Source organism: Reinekea sp., from assembly GCF_982785585.1.
The window spans coordinates 60,418-76,593 of sequence record NZ_CEYAVF010000017.1 but is presented as its reverse complement, the minus strand read 5'-3'; the positions used below and the strand labels follow the sequence as shown (position 1 = coordinate 76,593).

At 55.8% G+C, this 16,176-nt stretch carries 10 protein-coding genes; 7 read left to right on the top strand and 3 right to left on the bottom strand.

Translation table 11 applies throughout. The annotated features are described in order from the left end of the window. Positions 1-31 precede the first annotated feature (31 nt). Together AC4FIC_RS08660 and AC4FIC_RS08655 are read right to left on the bottom strand one after the other, a co-directional pair. Positions 32-1,432: an SLC13 family permease gene (locus AC4FIC_RS08660; protein WP_287439888.1), complete on the bottom strand. Its 1,401-nt coding sequence runs from the start codon at positions 1,430-1,432 to the stop codon at positions 32-34. Between the two features lie 134 nt (positions 1,433-1,566). After that, positions 1,567-2,889 (bottom strand): deoxyguanosinetriphosphate triphosphohydrolase, encoded by a 1,323-nt coding sequence (locus tag AC4FIC_RS08655; protein WP_100258342.1) that lies wholly within the window; start codon positions 2,887-2,889, stop codon positions 1,567-1,569. Between the two features lie 152 nt (positions 2,890-3,041). Here AC4FIC_RS08655 and radA point away from each other — a divergent pair, with 152 nt between their 5' ends. Then, the gene (gene radA, locus AC4FIC_RS08650; RefSeq protein WP_100258809.1) at positions 3,042-4,427 is read left to right on the top strand and encodes a DNA repair protein RadA; all 1,386 of its coding nucleotides are present in this window, start codon (positions 3,042-3,044) and stop codon (positions 4,425-4,427) included. A gap of 69 nt (positions 4,428-4,496) precedes the next feature. Here the strand turns inward: radA and AC4FIC_RS08645 are convergent, their stop codons facing one another. After that, complete coding sequence (locus AC4FIC_RS08645) at positions 4,497-4,772, bottom strand: PA4642 family protein (protein ID WP_100258341.1); 276 nt, start codon at positions 4,770-4,772, stop codon at positions 4,497-4,499. 235 nt (positions 4,773-5,007) lie between these two features. Between AC4FIC_RS08645 and AC4FIC_RS08640 the strand changes: the two genes are divergently transcribed. The 6 genes from AC4FIC_RS08640 (at position 5,008) to AC4FIC_RS08615 (ending at position 16,170) form a co-directional block, all read left to right on the top strand. Further along, the gene (locus AC4FIC_RS08640) at positions 5,008-6,792 is read left to right on the top strand and encodes an autotransporter assembly complex protein TamA (protein WP_273286234.1); all 1,785 of its coding nucleotides are present in this window, start codon (positions 5,008-5,010) and stop codon (positions 6,790-6,792) included. Next, positions 6,792-11,471 (top strand): translocation/assembly module TamB domain-containing protein, encoded by a 4,680-nt coding sequence (locus tag AC4FIC_RS08635; protein ID WP_476195038.1) that lies wholly within the window; start codon positions 6,792-6,794, stop codon positions 11,469-11,471. The genes AC4FIC_RS08640 and AC4FIC_RS08635 overlap by 1 nt, the downstream gene beginning before the upstream one ends. A 71-nt stretch (positions 11,472-11,542) precedes the next feature. Next, positions 11,543-11,839 carry a hypothetical protein gene (locus AC4FIC_RS08630; protein ID WP_100258338.1) on the top strand — a complete coding sequence of 99 codons (297 nt, stop codon included), beginning with the start codon at positions 11,543-11,545 and terminating at the stop codon, positions 11,837-11,839. A gap of 151 nt (positions 11,840-11,990) precedes the next feature. Next, complete coding sequence (locus AC4FIC_RS08625) at positions 11,991-12,521, top strand: leucine-rich repeat domain-containing protein (RefSeq protein ID WP_100258337.1); 531 nt, start codon at positions 11,991-11,993, stop codon at positions 12,519-12,521. Between the two features lie 155 nt (positions 12,522-12,676). After that, the gene (locus AC4FIC_RS08620) at positions 12,677-14,422 is read left to right on the top strand and encodes an ABC transporter transmembrane domain-containing protein (RefSeq protein WP_476195037.1); all 1,746 of its coding nucleotides are present in this window, start codon (positions 12,677-12,679) and stop codon (positions 14,420-14,422) included. Beyond that, positions 14,419-16,170, top strand: a complete 1,752-nt coding sequence (locus tag AC4FIC_RS08615) for an ABC transporter ATP-binding protein (RefSeq protein WP_100258335.1) — start codon at positions 14,419-14,421, stop codon at positions 16,168-16,170. The genes AC4FIC_RS08620 and AC4FIC_RS08615 overlap by 4 nt, the downstream gene beginning before the upstream one ends. Positions 16,171-16,176: the final 6 nt, after the last annotated feature.

Sequence of the window (16,176 nt, the reverse complement as noted above, 5' to 3'; positions counted from 1 at the left end):
TTGTTAGTTGTTAGTTGTTAGTTGTTAGTTGTTAGTTGAGGACCCAGAACCAATAGAGCGGGCCCAAAGTAAAGGCGGTCACCAAGCCCAGGATCGCCATCAAGGTGCCCATCCGGGCCAGGTCCTTGACGCTGATGACTCCGGAGCCAAAGGCGATGGCATTGGGCGGTGTGCTAACCGGTAAAATCATCGCCATGGAGCAGTTCAGCGTAATGGCGAGTACCAGCACAAAGAGCTGCTCGGTCGGCAAACTCAAGGACACCACGAGGGGAATTAACAGTCCGGCGGTTGCCGTGTTACTCATAACGGTGCCGAGTAGTGCGGCGACCAGTACCAAAGCGCCGACCAGCAAGGTAAAGCTGCCGGTGCTGGGCAACCAACCGACAATCACGCTCCCCATATCGGTAATGTCGATCGCAACGCCTAGGGCAATGCCGCCCGCGACCATAAAGAGCACGTCCCAAGGTAAGGCACGAAAATCAGACTGATCCAGAATAGCCAACCAAAAGGCAGCAATAATGGGAAAGAGCGCCACGGTGCCGGTCTTTATCCCGAACTGGCCGCCAACAAGCCAACCCAGGACAGTGAGCACAAAGATCCCTATAGACAGCCATTGGCGAGCCCTTAGAGGCTCGGCCTCGACCGTGCCTATGTCCAACCTAGCGGTGCCCGGCGGATAGACCTTCAACAGGGCAAACCAGAGCAGCGTCAAGGCTATTAGCAGGAAGGGTAGGGTGAGCATCATCCACTCCAGAAAACTCACTTGGATGTCCTTGGCCGCTAGGTAGCTCATGGCAATGGCGTTAGGCGGTGTGCCAATGGGGGTGCCGATACCGCCTAGATTACAGGCCAGCGGAATCGACAGAATCAAGCCCACCCGAAAGGGGGTGCCGACGCGCAAACGCTCAGCCAGCGGTAGCACCATGGTTAACATCATCGCCGCCGTTGCAGTATTGCTCATCCACATCGATAAAAATGCGCAGACGGCGATGATACCGGCCAGGGTGGTGCTCGGTTCGCCCTGGGTCAGCTGCAAAATCCAATGGGCAAAGCGGGTGTCGAGTCCGGCCTTTTGCATCAGGCTCGATAAGACAAAACCGCCCAGAAAAAGCAGAATAATATTGGAAAAAAAGGGCGCGAAGAATAGGGCATCGCCGATCGGTTGACCCAACTGAGCTAGCGCTGGCGACAGCCAGAGCAATTCTAGAGCGAGGATGATAAAGCTAACAATAAACAGGGGTAACCACTCACTAACCCACAAGACCGCGGCTAACAGGAGAATCAAGACCGCCTTGACCTGAGCCGGATTGAGCCCCGAGAGCGCCGGCCAATCGGTCGTGGGCAGAACAAGGGTGATCAATAATGCCAGTGCGGCCCAGAGTTTGGCCTGATGCACCCCCAGACCCTGATAGAAATTTAACACTGCGCGCATAGATGGACTGCTGGCTAAAAGAGTCCTCCATCTTAAGGTATTGACTTAGCCCACACCGCACACAGATCATCTTTTTGGGCACTGAACGGTGTGCGCTGCTGGGATAGTGGCGCGCGGTTTTTGCGCATCGGGGCCTAGCTGGGTGCGGAAATTTGCTTGGCTAGGTAGAGCGCGTAATTGTCGGTCATACCGGCGATATTGTCGACCATGCGTTGATAGATCTCATATTGACTCATTTGCTCGGTCGGGGCCTCGCCGGCCATCAGGTCGAACACCCGCTTGGTGCGATAGGACAAAGTCTTTCGATCGCGTTTTTGGTGAAACTCAAAGCCTGCCTCGATAAAGGTTTTTAACAGCACCGATAAGACCGTATAAGCGCCGATCTCGGTTTCGGTTTTCTGCACATCCATAAAGACCTTGTTGATGGCCAGATTCTTGGCCCGGTTGATGCCATTGCGAATGCGCTCAGGGCAGGCGGAGATTAGATCTCCGGTAAAGGTTGCCGCCATGATCGAATCGAGGTGGGTCACATACGTCGCGACCACCGCATCGACGATGCAGCCGATGGTCTTACTGCGCAGCGCCGAGAGTTGGCGGCCTGGGGAAATATTGCCGCTGTTGTTGAGGTTGAGGACCTTGGTGCCCTGGATATCGAGAAAGATCTCCTCGACCTCGACAAATTCGATAATGCTCAGCTCCACCGCATCTTCTAAGTCGATTAGCGCGTAACAAATATCATCGGCCGCCTCCATCAGATAGCTGAGTGGGTGGCGCGCTAGGCGACCATCGGGCTGCTGGATCAGGCCAAGCCGGTTGGCCAGTTCCTGGAGAAAGCGGTGTTCACTGCGAAAGCAGGAAAACTTGCCATTGGCGCCGGCCTGCTCGGCGGTCCAGGGATACTTCAGCGATGTACCCAGGGTCGGAAAGGTTAGGCGTAGGCCGCCGTTATTAAGATGGTACTCAACCTGGGCGAGGGTACGGAAACCCTGGGCATTGCCTTCAAAGCACTGCAGGTCGAGCTTTTCCAAATCGGTCAAACCCGACAAAAACATCTGGTTGTCGGCCCGCTTAAACCAATCCTGGATCGCATATTCGCCAGCATGACCGAACGGCGGATTGCCAATATCGTGCGCCAGGCAGGCAGCTTGTACAATAATACCCAGATCGTCGGGCTCAATACCCTCAGGCAGCTGATCTTTAATGATCTCGGCGACCCTGATACCTAGGCTGCGGCCAACACTGCCGACTTCCATCGAGTGAATGAGTCGATTGTGAATATGGTTGTACTTGGCCAGTGGATGCACCTGCGTTTTACCACCGAGCTTGCGAAAGGCGCCGGAAAAGACGATTCGGTCGTGATCCTTGTGGAAGTGGCTGCGGCCCATGTCGGCAGGGCCGGGGGCATCGTGACCAAAGCGGGCGGTGGTTAACAGCTGGTGCCAATTCATCGGCGTCATAGGGTTGCTCAGTGCAGATCGGGCGAAGTTGCGACCATGATGAGAGGGCGCGCGGCAGAGATCAAGTGCTGTGCATGCAAAGCTTTTACTTGAGTGCTGGCCGGGCTTTGGTTATAAAGGCCACAGAGATCATTTTACTGGATATATCTACAGTGGCTAAAAATAAGATTCAACTGGTCTGTACCGACTGTGGTGCCGACTACGCCAAGTGGCAGGGTCAATGTACCGAGTGCAAGGCCTGGAACACGCTCAAGGAATTCCGTGAGGCCAAGGACCCGACCGGGCGACCCAACTTTGCCCAGGATGAGCGCTTTCAAGGGTACACCGGCAGTCAGGCCGGAGTGCAAACGCTGAGCGCCGTTGACCTGGCGGATCAGACGCGCATCGTCACCGGTATCGGCGAGTTCGATCGGGTCTTGGGCGGCGGCCTGGTGCCAGGCAGCGCCGTGTTGATCGGCGGTCACCCGGGCGCCGGCAAGAGCACGCTGTTGTTGCAAACCCTCTGCCATCTGGCGAGTGAGCATTCGGTGCTCTATGTCACCGGCGAGGAGTCGGTGCAGCAAATTGCCTTGCGCGCGCAACGCTTGAATCTGCCGCGCGACGATTTGAAAATTCTCTGCGAAACCAGCGTCGCGCGGATTACCGAAGTCGCCAAGGAGCTGGACCCGAAGATACTGGTGATCGATTCGATCCAGGTGATGTTTGCCCCGGATGTCGACTCGGCGCCCGGCAGTGTGTCGCAAGTGCGCGAATCGGCCGCCTGGCTGACCCGTTTCGCTAAGCAGACCGGCACTATTCTGATCATGGTTGGCCATGTCACCAAAGACGGCACTCTGGCTGGGCCGAAGGTGCTAGAACATATGATTGATGCCTCGGTGATGCTCGAAAGCTCCGCCGATTCGCGCTACCGGACTCTGCGCGCGATCAAAAATCGCTTTGGTGCGGTCAATGAGCTGGGCGTGTTCGCGATGCTCGACAGCGGTATGAAGGAAGTTAAAAACCCCAGCTCGATCTTCCTGAATCGCTCCGATGCGGCCTCCTCCGGTTCTATCGTGACCGTGGTGTGGGAAGGCACACGACCAATGTTGATCGAATTTCAGGCACTGGTCGATGGCACCACCATGGGCCATCCCCGGCGCGTGGCGGTCGGTCTGGATGCCAATCGCTTGAATATGTTGTTAGCGATACTGAATCGCCACGGCGGTGTCTTTACCGGCGATCAGGATGTCTTTATCAATGTCGTGGGCGGCGTGCGGGTCACCGAAACGGCCGCGGATCTGGCCAGTGTGCTGGCTATCTTATCGAGTCTGCGGGATCGGCCCCTACCGAACGAATGGATCGCCTTCGGCGAAATTGGTTTGAATGGGGAAGTTCGGCCAGTGCCCAATGGTCAAGAACGCATTGTCGAAGCCGCCAAGCATGGCTTTAAAAAGGCCATCGTGCCGCTCGGCAACAAACCGCGCAAACCGATCGAGGGCATTACTGTGCTGGCCGTCAAAAGCTTAGACGAGGCCTTGAAACATCTGCGTGACGAATAGTCCGGTGCCGCCTAAGGCTGCATCGGTGGGCGCGGTGCATTGGCCGTGCCCTCGGTTGCCCAGACTCTGCTAGACGAGGGCGCCGAGGTAGAATTCACTTTGCGCATGGTTGGCAAGCAATGCCGCTAGGGTATGGCCATCCGGGTTGGTCGCCGCCAAATTGCGACCTTCACTTTTAAACAATGCCACAAATTGCAAGAACGCTGTCTCATCCATCCTGGTATAGGCTCGATACAGGCAATGAAAGTCTCGGTCTGTCCCATCGTATGTGTTAAAATCCAAATAGAGTTGCAGCTGTTCTGCACTCCAGGGTTCGCCTTCGATTCTTTTTTTATCGCGTTTCATTGTGACCCCGTTAGTAATGAATGGCAGCTGTTACCAAATGCCAATTGATCTGTGTATATAGCGCGAAATAATACCCAGTTGGAGCTGTTAGGACAAATGAACAAATGGCATAGTGACAAGTCATTGCCGTATAAGACTCGAACACCGAACAGGCAGTCAAGCGACGTTCCGTGTTCAATGCCCGACATGGCTTTTGTCTTCAGTTTTGGTTACGCCAGGGTATGACATCTTCAGCATGATAAAATATTTAAAGACACCGCTGGTTTTGCTTCTATTGCTGGTCAATGGCGCCAGCGCCGCTGCACTGCGCTCGGCCAATCGTTGGGATATCAGCATAGCGCCCTATCGTTTTGAGCTTCAGGGGGAGTTTGTGCGGGCGGTTAACGACTACCGTGCGGCCGTCAATCAGACCAATATAGATCCCAGTCGAGATCGCCAGATACGAGCGGAGTTAACACGTCTGGAGCAACTGGCTCGGAGTCGCGGCTATTATCAGGCGATTATCAACAGCAGTTGGAACGAGGAAAAACTGACCCCCCGCTACCAAATCACCTTGGGACCTCAATTCACCATTCGCAGCCTGTCGTTGTCGGGAGGCTTTATGCCTGAAGATAACCAGTGGCAGGTGCTGGCCGTGGGTGAAGCCTTAAACGCTGCGCTGGTACTCAATCAGCAAGTTAAGCTGCGGCAATACATTGAAGCGCGCAGCTGCTTTTACAGCCTCTCGATCGATCATCGAGTCACGCTAGACGAGGCGGAGCAGGTCGGCGATGTTGATTTTCAGGTCATCGTGTCCGATCCCACTACCTTTGGTGAGGTTGAATTTATCGGTGCGGGCGATGCGAAACTAGAGTTTCTCGCCCGGGTCAGCGGTATCGACAGCGGCGATTGTTACCGTCGAGCCGACATCGATAACGCGGTGATCAGTCTGTTTGACACCGGTCTTTTTAGTCAGATTCGGCCTACCCTGACGCGAGGCGAGTCCGGCCAGGTAAATGTCACCTTCGGCTTGGAGTCGCGTAAAGACCGGACCCTGCGCGCCGGCTTGGGCTGGAAGAGTGATCAAGGTATCGGCGGTTCGGCCGGTTGGCAGCACAGAGATCTCTTTGGCGAAGCGCAAAGTTTGGCCTTGGGCCTAGCATTGCAATCTGCTCAGCAGAGCGCCACAGCCAATATGGTGATACCGAGTTTTCTTGATCGCCGTAACCGCCTCAATTGGGACAATGAAATAAGTTACGCTGAGGTTGCCGGGGTCGAATCGACCATATACTCCAGCATCGCGCGCTTGGCGCGCAAAGCCTCAACGCTGGACTATTATGAGTTTGGTCTCGGTGTCAGTCAGATCGACGAGACCAGCTATGGCGTCAGCGACCGCTATCGCCAGTTGCGCACCCCGCTCAGATATCTCCGTGACTCGGTCCAGGATCCGTTCAATCCTAGCCTTGGCTTGCGCACGTCCGTGGGCGCCGAGCCGGTCTGGGACATCGATGAAAAGTTCACGCCCTTCCTCTTGACCGGTGTTGATCTACAGTATTTTTGGTCGTTGAAGAAGCGCGCCACCTTTGCCAGCCGGGTCCGCTGGGATTCCCTCTGGTATGGTTCTGAGCTTGGGTCCACCCTGGCCAACATTCCGCAATCGGAATGGTTGAAGGCCGGCGGCAGCGCCTCGATTCGAGGCTATGGCTACCAGAGCATCCAGTTAGCCCAAAAGGAAATTACTGCCGAGAACCCCAGCAGCTTGGCCGCCGAGTTGCCGGGCGCGACGCAGCGTTGGCTACTGGTCAACGAGGCGCGGTTGCGCATCAATGACAGTTGGGGTGGCGTTGCCTTCTGGGATGTTGGGGCCTTGGGTGAGCGCGCCAGTTTAGACTCGCCTGAGCAGTGGTACCACGGTGTCGGGCTCGGCATTCGATATTTCACCCGTTTTGCACCGATCCGAATCGATCTGGCCTGGCCACTAAACCAGCGTGCGAGCGATGCCAACTTTCAGGTTTATGTCAGCCTAGGGCAGGCCTTTTAATGGCTATTCGTCTGCGCGCGGTGGCGCGTCACGGTTGGATCACGCTGCTGCGCGTGACGGTGTTACTGCTCATTGCGGTGCTGATGATCAGCGCCATGCTGGTCGGCACCGAGGGCGGTCGCATCGGCTTGATGACGCAAGGGGTTCACTTCTTGCGTCTGTGGTCGGGGCAAGATATCAGCGTCAGCGGGATCCGTTCGCCGGGCTTGGGTCAATGGCGCATCGGGCAAATCAAACTGGTCGGTCTAGCCGCGGCACCGACCATTCAAATGGATAACTTGTCACTCAGCTGGCAATGGCCTTATGCCGTGCAAAATCGCTGGTGGTTCGATGATATCGCCATCGGTCGGCTGCAAATGCAACTGGCCGAACCGGGCAGCGGCGCTGGCGCGAATCCATTCGCCCGTCTCATCGAGTTATGGCCCCGCTTACCCGCAGTGCGCATCGAAAATGTGGCCATTGGCGACATTAGCCTGGACCGACCTCGATACCCGACGCTGCATGCCACCCTGGCGGCGGAAGGCGAAATCAACTGGGGCGCATTACCGGCCCGGCTTGCCCTGTCGTTGACTGAGCCGGGCACGGCCAATAGCTATTCGGCCGAACTGTCGGCCGACGCCATAGATCGCTTCCGTTTGCAGGGTTCGCTGTTAGCACAGCCATCAACGGCCTGGGCCCGATGGCTGCGTTGGTCATTGACTGAACCGGCACAGGCCTCGTGGGATGCACGCATCGACTACAGCAACAGCGCGACGCTGCAGGTGGCCATTGATCAGTGGTCGCTGCCCTGGCGTTCTCACCGACTGGAAGCCAGCGGCGCGCTAGAGTATCGGATAGCGGACGGACGACTGACCTTCCTACCCGTCGACATCAGCCTTGATGGTAAGCCGGCTGCGCTGCTCGGCTGGATCGACCCGAACGACTCCGAGCTGTCTATCGAGATGACCGATTGGGTGCTCGACCCGTTCAGTGAATTTGCCGGTGTGGCAGAGTTGACCGGCCAACTCTCGATGCAGGCGCAGTGGTACGGCGGTTGGCGTCGACCACGCTTGGATGCCAAGGTGGGCGCCCAGGGTACATGGCAGGGCACACCCTTTGATCTGTCTATGACCAGTTTGGCGGAGGCAACGCGTCTGCGCCTAGAGACTGCCAAGCTCAGTCTGGGCAACAACCAGATCTCAGCCGTTGGCTTGATCGACTGGTTGTCCGATACCCTAGACCTGAGTTATCAGGGCCAACTGTTCACCGATCCGCTGTTTCAGGAACTGCTGCCCGCCAGCTTGGCTCAGCTTAGTTTGGGCGGTGCGGTAGCCGGCACCCTAAGTGGGTCATTCACCGACCCACGGGTTGCGCTCGACGCCCAACTGCAGGGTACGTGGCATGACGCACCGCTGCAGGCAAGCCTCTCCGGCACATGGGGTCAGGGGGAACTGAACCTGAGTGCATTTCAGTTGGAAACCGAGTTACTGCAAACCGGCGGCAGTTTGAATTATGTCTTAGCCGATCAGAGCTGGCGTGCCCAATTAAAACTGATCGACTGGCGCGCTGAATTGCTCGCGCGCCTGGGCGTCAGTTTGCCGGTCGCGTTTCGCGGCACCGGCTCTGGTGACCTGAGCGTCACCGGTCAGGGGCGTGCGGTCGACATCAGCGGTGACGTTCTTATTGAGGGTTTTTGGCAAGACTGGCCACTGCGCGCACGCCTGATCATTGCCAGCCTGCAATCGAGCCATCTTGAATTGGCAGCGTCCGAAGTGCAGCTGGGAACATCCCAGTTAGCCGGAGCGGGTAAAATAGATTGGCGTGAAAAAAGTTTCGACCTGAACCTAACCCATCAGGATTGGCCGTTGGCCATGCTGCGGCCGTGGTTATCCTTTTGGCCGCAGATACTCGATACCCTCGAGGGCGAGTTAACCGGGCAAACGAGCCTAACCGGCCCCTGGAACAAACCGGCGATTGGCACCGACAGCATCTTACACGGCCAGTGGTTCGAGCAACCGCTGACGCTCGCCTTAGTGACTCGCCCCGACGACAATTTGCACTGGAAAATCGATCAGTTTGAGGCTCAGTGGCTTGATGCTCGCTGGTATTATCGGGGCGATTTCTGGCCCTATGAACTGACCCTAGACGGCGATGCCGAGCTGGAAGCCATCGCCAGTCGCCACTTGCCACTGCTGTCGCGTGAGTTTATCGGTGCTGAACGCGCCCTACCCGATACGCTCGATCTGCGCTTCGATGCCGATATTCGGCTCACCGGTCGCCTAACCGCACCGATCATCACCGGCGATGTCGATGCTCGCGGTCAGTTCGATCGCCAGCCCGTGGTGCTGCGCGCCGACCTGACCCAGCTCGATGTCGATCATGTCGATATTCGTGCGGCACAAGGGCGGTGGGCGGGCGGAGAATGGCAAATCGAGGGCCAATATCACTGGCGCTTAGAGCAAGCAGCCTTGACCGTGGCCACCCAAACACCCGATGCCCGACCCCTGGTGCCCTGGCTAAAGGCGGTGCTCGGCGAGTCAGTCGATCTGAGCACGCTGGATACTTGGCAAGGCTCGCTCGATGGCAAGTTAGAGCTCGACAATCGCACGGCCGATTGGCGCATCGACGGTGATCTGACAAGCGTTGGCACCCTATTAGAAGAACCCTATCGACTCCAATGGCAAGGCCAAGGCGCCTGGCAGGATCAGCTAGAACACCAGTTTAGAGGGCAATTGGGTGCCAGCGGTATCGAGGCTAGCCTGGTGACTGAGCAGCAAACGGTGACTGGAGCGATCTCGATTAAGGATCTCCGGTTTGCCCAGATCCGTCAGTTGGGCGCACCGGTCCCGGATGGTTTAACCGGGCAACTGAGCGCCGAGCTGACGCTGGCCGGCCCGTTGGCGTTGCCCGAATTCAAGGGCCAAGTCAGCAGTGTCGGTCGCTTAGGCCGGGATATCCGTACGCTGCCCTTTAGCGCGCAACTGTCCTTGAGTGGCAACCGTGAAAACTGGCGCGTCGCCGAAACACTGTTCGATATCCCCAATGCCCTCAGTTTGACGGTGTCCGGCCAGGGCCAAGGGCTAGACGGCGAACTGCTCTTTGAGGGTCGGTTACCGGACACAGCCTACTGGATCGATAACGCCGAAATAGGTCCTGGAATCGCGACCTTTAACCTGCAGGCCAGTGGCAATCTAGCTGCCCCACTGCTGTCCGGTGCCATCGACTGGCAAGCACAAAATTGGCCGATTAATATCAATGGCCAATTGCGTAGCGAGGCTGGTCGTTATCTTCTGAGCGGCTCGCTCAGTTCGGATGCTCAGACCCGGCTTAAGGTCGAACTCGGCACCGCTCGGGTGGCTCTATCCCAATGGCAGGCTCTAGTCAGCGAAAAGCTTTTTGCCGGAAGTGTGAAAATCGACACCCCGCTGTCGGTGTTGGATCCGTTTTTTATCGATCAGCCCGACCAGCAAATCGGTGGCGAATTGGCCGGGTTACTGGAATGGCAAGGCAGCCTGTTGGCCCCATCTTGGTCTGGTAATCTGCAGTGGCTCAATGGTTTCTATGAACACGCCACTTACGGCACATTGATCAGTGATATTCATCTGGATCTGGCGGCCAACCAGGACACTTGGCAAATCGATGGTCGTGCACTGGATGGTGATCGCGGACAAATTCGCATTCAGGGTGATGTGCAATTTCTGCCGCAAGCGCAGCAATGGCTAGCTCACAAGATTGATCTCGGTGTCACCCTAAACAAGGCTGGACTGTTAAATCAGGCGCAGATGGACGCCACTGTGTCCGGTGCATTGCAGGCGACTGGTTCCTATCATCAGCTGCAGGTGGCCGGTAAACTTAATGTCGCACCGTTAAATATGCAGTCGGATTCCTTCCTCTGGGACGGCGCGCCGCAACTAAATATAGTGCAGGCGAATGGGGTAGCCAGCAAGTCTGCGCAAAAGCCGACCTATTGGCCCCAGGGCCGTTGGCAAGTCTCGGTGGTGGCGAATAACCGGGTCAACCTCTACGGTCAGGGTATCGATGCCGAGTTAGCCGGTACGCTGGAGCTAACGGATGATTTTTATTTGCCGCAAATCTCCGGTCAATTTGCCATCGTGCGCGGCAACTATGTGGGTTTTGGCAAGGCCTTTACCCTGACCGACGGCAATGTCCAAATTCAAAACAACCAGCTGGTACTGGACGTCAATGGGCTCTACAAAGAGCGCGATTTAGAGGTGGGTATCCGCATTAGCGGTACCCAGGATGCTCTTAGCTTGGTACTCAGTTCACCCTCCGGTCTGGGCCAAGATGAGCTGCTATCCCAGCTGCTCTTTGGCCGGCGAGTGGAGCAAATGAGTGTGATTCAAGCCGTGCAACTGGCATCGGTGGTCAACCGCTTACGTACCGGTGAAACCGGGCTCGATCTGATCGCCGCGACTCGCGACGAGCTGGCCCTCGATTCTCTGGTAGTCGACACCAAAAGCACCAGCTCAGGTGATGTTGCCTTTAATATCAGTGCCGGTAAATATGTTAATGAAAACCTCTATCTCGAGGTTGAACAGGGCGTCGGGACCGACCAGGATTTCCGCAGCAGCCTACAATATGAGCTGACACCGCGCACCTATTTGGAAGTCTACACGCAGGGAGAATTCGGGTCATTCAACAATAACGGCCTAGAATTAAACTGGTCAGTAGATTACTAGAGTGGTTTGCAATTCCAATAGCCTGCTTGCGTAGGCGGGCTAAAGTAACAATCTTCGAGGATATCCGTGCTATGTTTAAGACAGATTTGAGTACTCAGAGTAAGATAAAAACAATCTTTTCTGGCGTATTTCTAACCGCTCTAGCGGGGTACTTCTGTTATCAAGACCTTCTCGTGCCATTAACGGGCGGTATCTTTTATGCTCGCCAGGGCGTGGAAACTTTCCAAGACCAGGAGCCCGTTTGGTTTTGGGTGCAAACGGCATTTCAGGGCGGCTTCTTGACCTTGCTGCTGGGTTCCTTTGGATTGTTTTTTTTGGTCGCCGCGGTCAAAGGTGAAGGCAAGGTGGTATCGTTTAAAGGCGATTGATGACCCAAGCCAGCAAGCCCATGGCAAAGTCGATCGGTTGTTTTACAGCCTGTTAAGTGTTGAGGTAGGTTAGGAAATGTCACAGAATTATGTATCTAATCCGAAGCCCAAAAATCTAACCAGAAGAAGGCTGCTTAAAAAAGGGTCAGTAATGCTGTTCGGCCTGACTGCCATACTGCAAGCCTTTACCCGTCGCCTTAACGCAGAAGAAAACCCACAAATGACCTTGGCAACACTAGTGAACGTCTTAAAGTCGACCCAAAATGCAGTGTGTCAAACGGCCGCGGCTAAGCTGATGTTGTTGCACGAAAATAGCCTGGACTACGACTTGCATCTACGCAATGCCAACCTAAGCAGCATGCAAATCGAACACATCGCAGCCGCCATACAGGCGATTCATAGCCAGGGCGGGCCGGCCTTGCACTCGGTTAGCCTGAGTTATAATAAGGTATCCGATCAGGTCATGGTGAGTCTGGTTAAAAGATTGCCCCCGACCGTGACCGAGGTTGGTTTGGTACAATGTGGGCTGAGCGATTTGGGCGGTGAGGCTCTGTTAGCCTGGGCATTCGGAGCGACAAAATTACAGATCTTATGTGTTGAGCAAAACGCCTTTTCTCAACCCTTACGAGCAAAATTCAGCGCCTTAAGGCAACGACGGCCGGGCCTTTTAGTGGTTGTTTAAGAACACCGAAACGGAGCCGACTTTTGCCAGCGCAAGGTTAATCGCAGCCAAAATTATTTGCCACATCGTTCATACTTAACAACAACCGACTGTTGATTGATGCTCCAGTTGCAGTTCCGAAATTGATTTCGTTATCCACTTACAGAGGATCGCAGGTGCGGGTTTTTTTACAGCTGTTCTGGTTTTTCCGTCAAGAATGGCGTCGTTATGGCGTGGCGTTGGTCGCCTTAGTGGTGGTCGCATTCGCGACCATGGTGCCGCCCTGGATGATCGGTCAAATTGTCGATGCGTTGGTTGATGGCAGCGCAACCTGGCCGTTTTTGTACAGCCATATCGGCTGGATTTTGCTGGCCGCTATCACCAGCTACAGTCTGCGAGTTATCTGGCGTATTGCACTGTTCGGCGCCAGCTATAAGCTCGCCAATCAATTGCGCCAACAGCTGTTCGACCAGCTGAGCCGACAGTCACCCAACTTTTATCAAACCATGAAAACCGGTGATCTGATGGCCCGGGCCACCAATGATATTCAAGCCGTCGAGATGACCGCCGGTGAAGCCGTTTTGGCGCTGTTCGACGGTGCCTTTACCGGCTTGCTGGTGTTGCTGGTCATGACCCTGGTTATTTCTTGGCCGCTCACCCTGATCGCTCTCGTGCCCTGGCCGATCGTCGGTTACTTTATGTGGCGTTTTGGCAAGGAGCTGCATCTGTCTTTTAAGGACGCTCAGGCGCGCTTCAGCGATCTCAACGATGATGTACAAGAAAGTATTTCGGCCTTGCGGTTGACTCGCGCTTTGGGTCGGGAGGGGGTCGAGCAGGTCGAGTTCAACCGGGTTGCCGCCCGAGCCAATCAAGCCAATCTGGCGGTTGCCCGCACCGACAGCAAGTACGATCCGGCGATCCAGTTGGGCATTGGTTTCTCCTTTTTACTCAGTATCGCCGGCGGGGCCTATTATATTAACCAGGACGTTCTGACCCTGGGCCAGTTAACCAGCTTTAATCTCTATCTGGGTTATATGATCTGGCCGATGTTTGCCATCGGCTGGTTATTAAACCTGGTGGAACGCGGTCAGGCGGCCTACACGCGGATCGCGGATTTGTTTGCCATGGCGCCCGACATCAAAGATGAGGGCACTCTGAACTCGGTCGTGCTGCCCTCGATCGAGTTTGCGATCGACGAATTTCGCTTCGCCCAGGCGCCGCGTCCGACCCTGAAAGATATTCATCTGACCTTGTCGGCGGGCCAGACCTTGGGAATAGTCGGCCACACCGGTGCCGGTAAATCGACCCTAATCAATCTATTGGTGCGCATGGCCGAGCAAGAGGGTGCGCAGATCCGCATTGGCGGACACCCGGTGGCGAACTTCAGCCTCGCCAACTTACGCGCCCACATCGCCACCGTGCCACAAACGCCCTTCTTGTTCTCCGCGACCATTGCCGAAAATATCGCCCTGGCGCGGCCCGAGGCAAGCCAGGCCGACATCGAAGCGGTGGCTCAGATCGCACAAATACACGATGACATTGTGCGCTTTTCGGATGGCTATCAGACCGCCGTCGGGGAGCGCGGAGTCACCCTATCGGGCGGTCAAAAGCAGCGCTTGGCGATTGCTCGCGCGCTGTTGCAAGATGCACCGATCCTCATTCTCGATGATGCGCTGTCTGCCGTGGATGTTAAAACCGAGCAGTCCATTTTGAATCATCTGCGCGTGGCGCGCCGCGGCCGTACCACGCTTATCGTCTGTCATCGGCTTTCGGCCGTGGCCACGGCCGAGCAAATTGTCGTACTCAGCCAAGGCGAGATCGTCGAGCAGGGTGACCATCTGACGTTGCTGGCGCAAAGGGGTTGGTATCGCAAAATGTTCGATTACCAACAGCTCGAATTGGCCGTGGAGGAGGGGCGATGAAGAGCACCTTTATGCGCCTGCTCGACTATGCCCGGGTTTATCGCAAGACCATTGTCGAGGCCTTTTTGCTGCTCCTGTTGGCCACCAGTGCCAGTGTGCTCGGTCCCTATTTGATTAAGGTCTTTATCGATGACTATCTGCGACCGACCAACTGGGATATGCCAGCGATTTGGACCCTAGCGGCCATCTATACTTTGTCGCAGTTGATTGGCGCGGGCACCTACTATTTACAAGCGATGCGCTTTAACCGTATTGCCCTCGACGTCATCCAAACCTTACGCGAGCAAGTCTTTGCGCATGTATTGACCTTGCCCATTGCTTACTTCGACAAGGTCGCGACCGGCAGTCTGATCAGTCGGATCACCAACGATACCGAGGCGATCAAAGACCTCTATGTCAACGTGATCTCGGTATTTGTGCAAAATAGCGTGCGGGTCTTGGGCATCCTCATCGCCATGGCAATCCTGGATCTGCGCCTGATGGCGATCTGTGCCACCTTGGTGCCGATTGTCCTGCTGATTATGTGGACCTACCAAAAACTCTCCACACCGATCTTTCAGCGCGTACGCAGTTTGCTCAGCGACATTAACGCCCGGCTCAACGAGAGCATTGAAGGGATGGCGGTTATCCAGCTGATGAATCAGCAAAAGGCGTTTCAACAAGCGTTTAAACGAACCAGTACCGATCATTATCGAGCCAAGATTCGCAATCTGGTGATCGATGGTTTTCTGTTGCGCGCCCTGATCGATCTGGTCTATCTGTTGTTGTTGTCGGCCCTGCTGTTTGGTTTTGGTGTGATCGAGCTGAGCTCGACCGGGACGATCCAGATCGGGGTGATCTATGCCTTTATCAACTATTTGGGCACTGTTACCGAGCCATTGATCGACATGACCTCTCGGCTCAATATGGCTCAGCAGGCGTTGGTCTCGGCCAGTCGGGTCTTTGCCTTGCTCGACGAACCGAGTGTCGCCCCTATTACCAGCCCGCAGGCACCGCAGGGTATCGATATTCGCTTCGACGTGCCCTCGTTCAGTTACGATGGCGTGCAGCCGGTGTTAAGCGCTATTGAGTTTGAGGTCGCCGGTGGGGATTTTATCGGCATAGTGGGCCACACCGGTTCGGGCAAGAGTACCTTGATGGCCTTGTTGATGGATTTCTATCGGCTCGAGGTGGGCAGCATCTCTATTGGCGGTGCCAATATAGCCACGATGGATACGCTGACTCGAACCGGCTTGGTCGGCTTTGTCCAGCAGGACCCCTTTATCTTTGCCGGGACTATCGCCGACAACATTCGGCTCAATCTGGATTTGACCGATCAGCAAGTGATCGAGTCGGCGCAGCAGGCCCAACTGCACGATGCCGTGATGGGCTTTTCCGATGGCTACCAGACGGTGCTGACCGAACGCGGTAAAAACCTCAGCACCGGCCAACGGCAGTTGCTCAGCCTGGCCCGCACCCTGGCGCGGAAACCGAAGATCCTCATTCTCGATGAGGCCACTGCCAATATCGATAGCCACACTGAGGCGCTGATTCAGAAGTCTCTGATGCGTTTACGCGGTCAAGTCACGCTCATTGCCATCGCTCATCGCCTGAGCACGGTGCGCGACGCCGATCGACTCTATGTCTTGCACCAGGGCCATATCCAGCAGCAGGGCAGCCACCGTGAGCTGATGGCAGCAGATGGACTGTACCAGCACATGTATCAGCTGCAGCAGCAGAAGGACCCCTTTGCGCTGATTGATGGCTAGGTGTCA

What these genes read in the sequence shown, in the direction of transcription:
- AC4FIC_RS08640 (WP_273286234.1), top strand. Translation starts at nt 5,008, where the DNA reads ATGATAAAATATTTAAAGACACCGCTGGTTTTGCTTCTATTGCTGGTC.
- AC4FIC_RS08635 (WP_476195038.1), top strand. Translation starts at nt 6,792, where the DNA reads ATGGCTATTCGTCTGCGCGCGGTGGCGCGTCACGGTTGGATCACGCTG.
- AC4FIC_RS08645 (WP_100258341.1), bottom strand. Translation starts at nt 4,772, where the DNA reads ATGAAACGCGATAAAAAAAGAATCGAAGGCGAACCCTGGAGTGCAGAA.
- AC4FIC_RS08615 (WP_100258335.1), top strand. Translation starts at nt 14,419, where the DNA reads ATGAAGAGCACCTTTATGCGCCTGCTCGACTATGCCCGGGTTTATCGC.
- AC4FIC_RS08655 (WP_100258342.1), bottom strand. Translation starts at nt 2,889, where the DNA reads ATGACGCCGATGAATTGGCACCAGCTGTTAACCACCGCCCGCTTTGGT.
- AC4FIC_RS08660 (WP_287439888.1), bottom strand. Translation starts at nt 1,432, where the DNA reads ATGCGCGCAGTGTTAAATTTCTATCAGGGTCTGGGGGTGCATCAGGCC.
- AC4FIC_RS08630 (WP_100258338.1), top strand. Translation starts at nt 11,543, where the DNA reads ATGTTTAAGACAGATTTGAGTACTCAGAGTAAGATAAAAACAATCTTT.
- AC4FIC_RS08625 (WP_100258337.1), top strand. Translation starts at nt 11,991, where the DNA reads ATGCTGTTCGGCCTGACTGCCATACTGCAAGCCTTTACCCGTCGCCTT.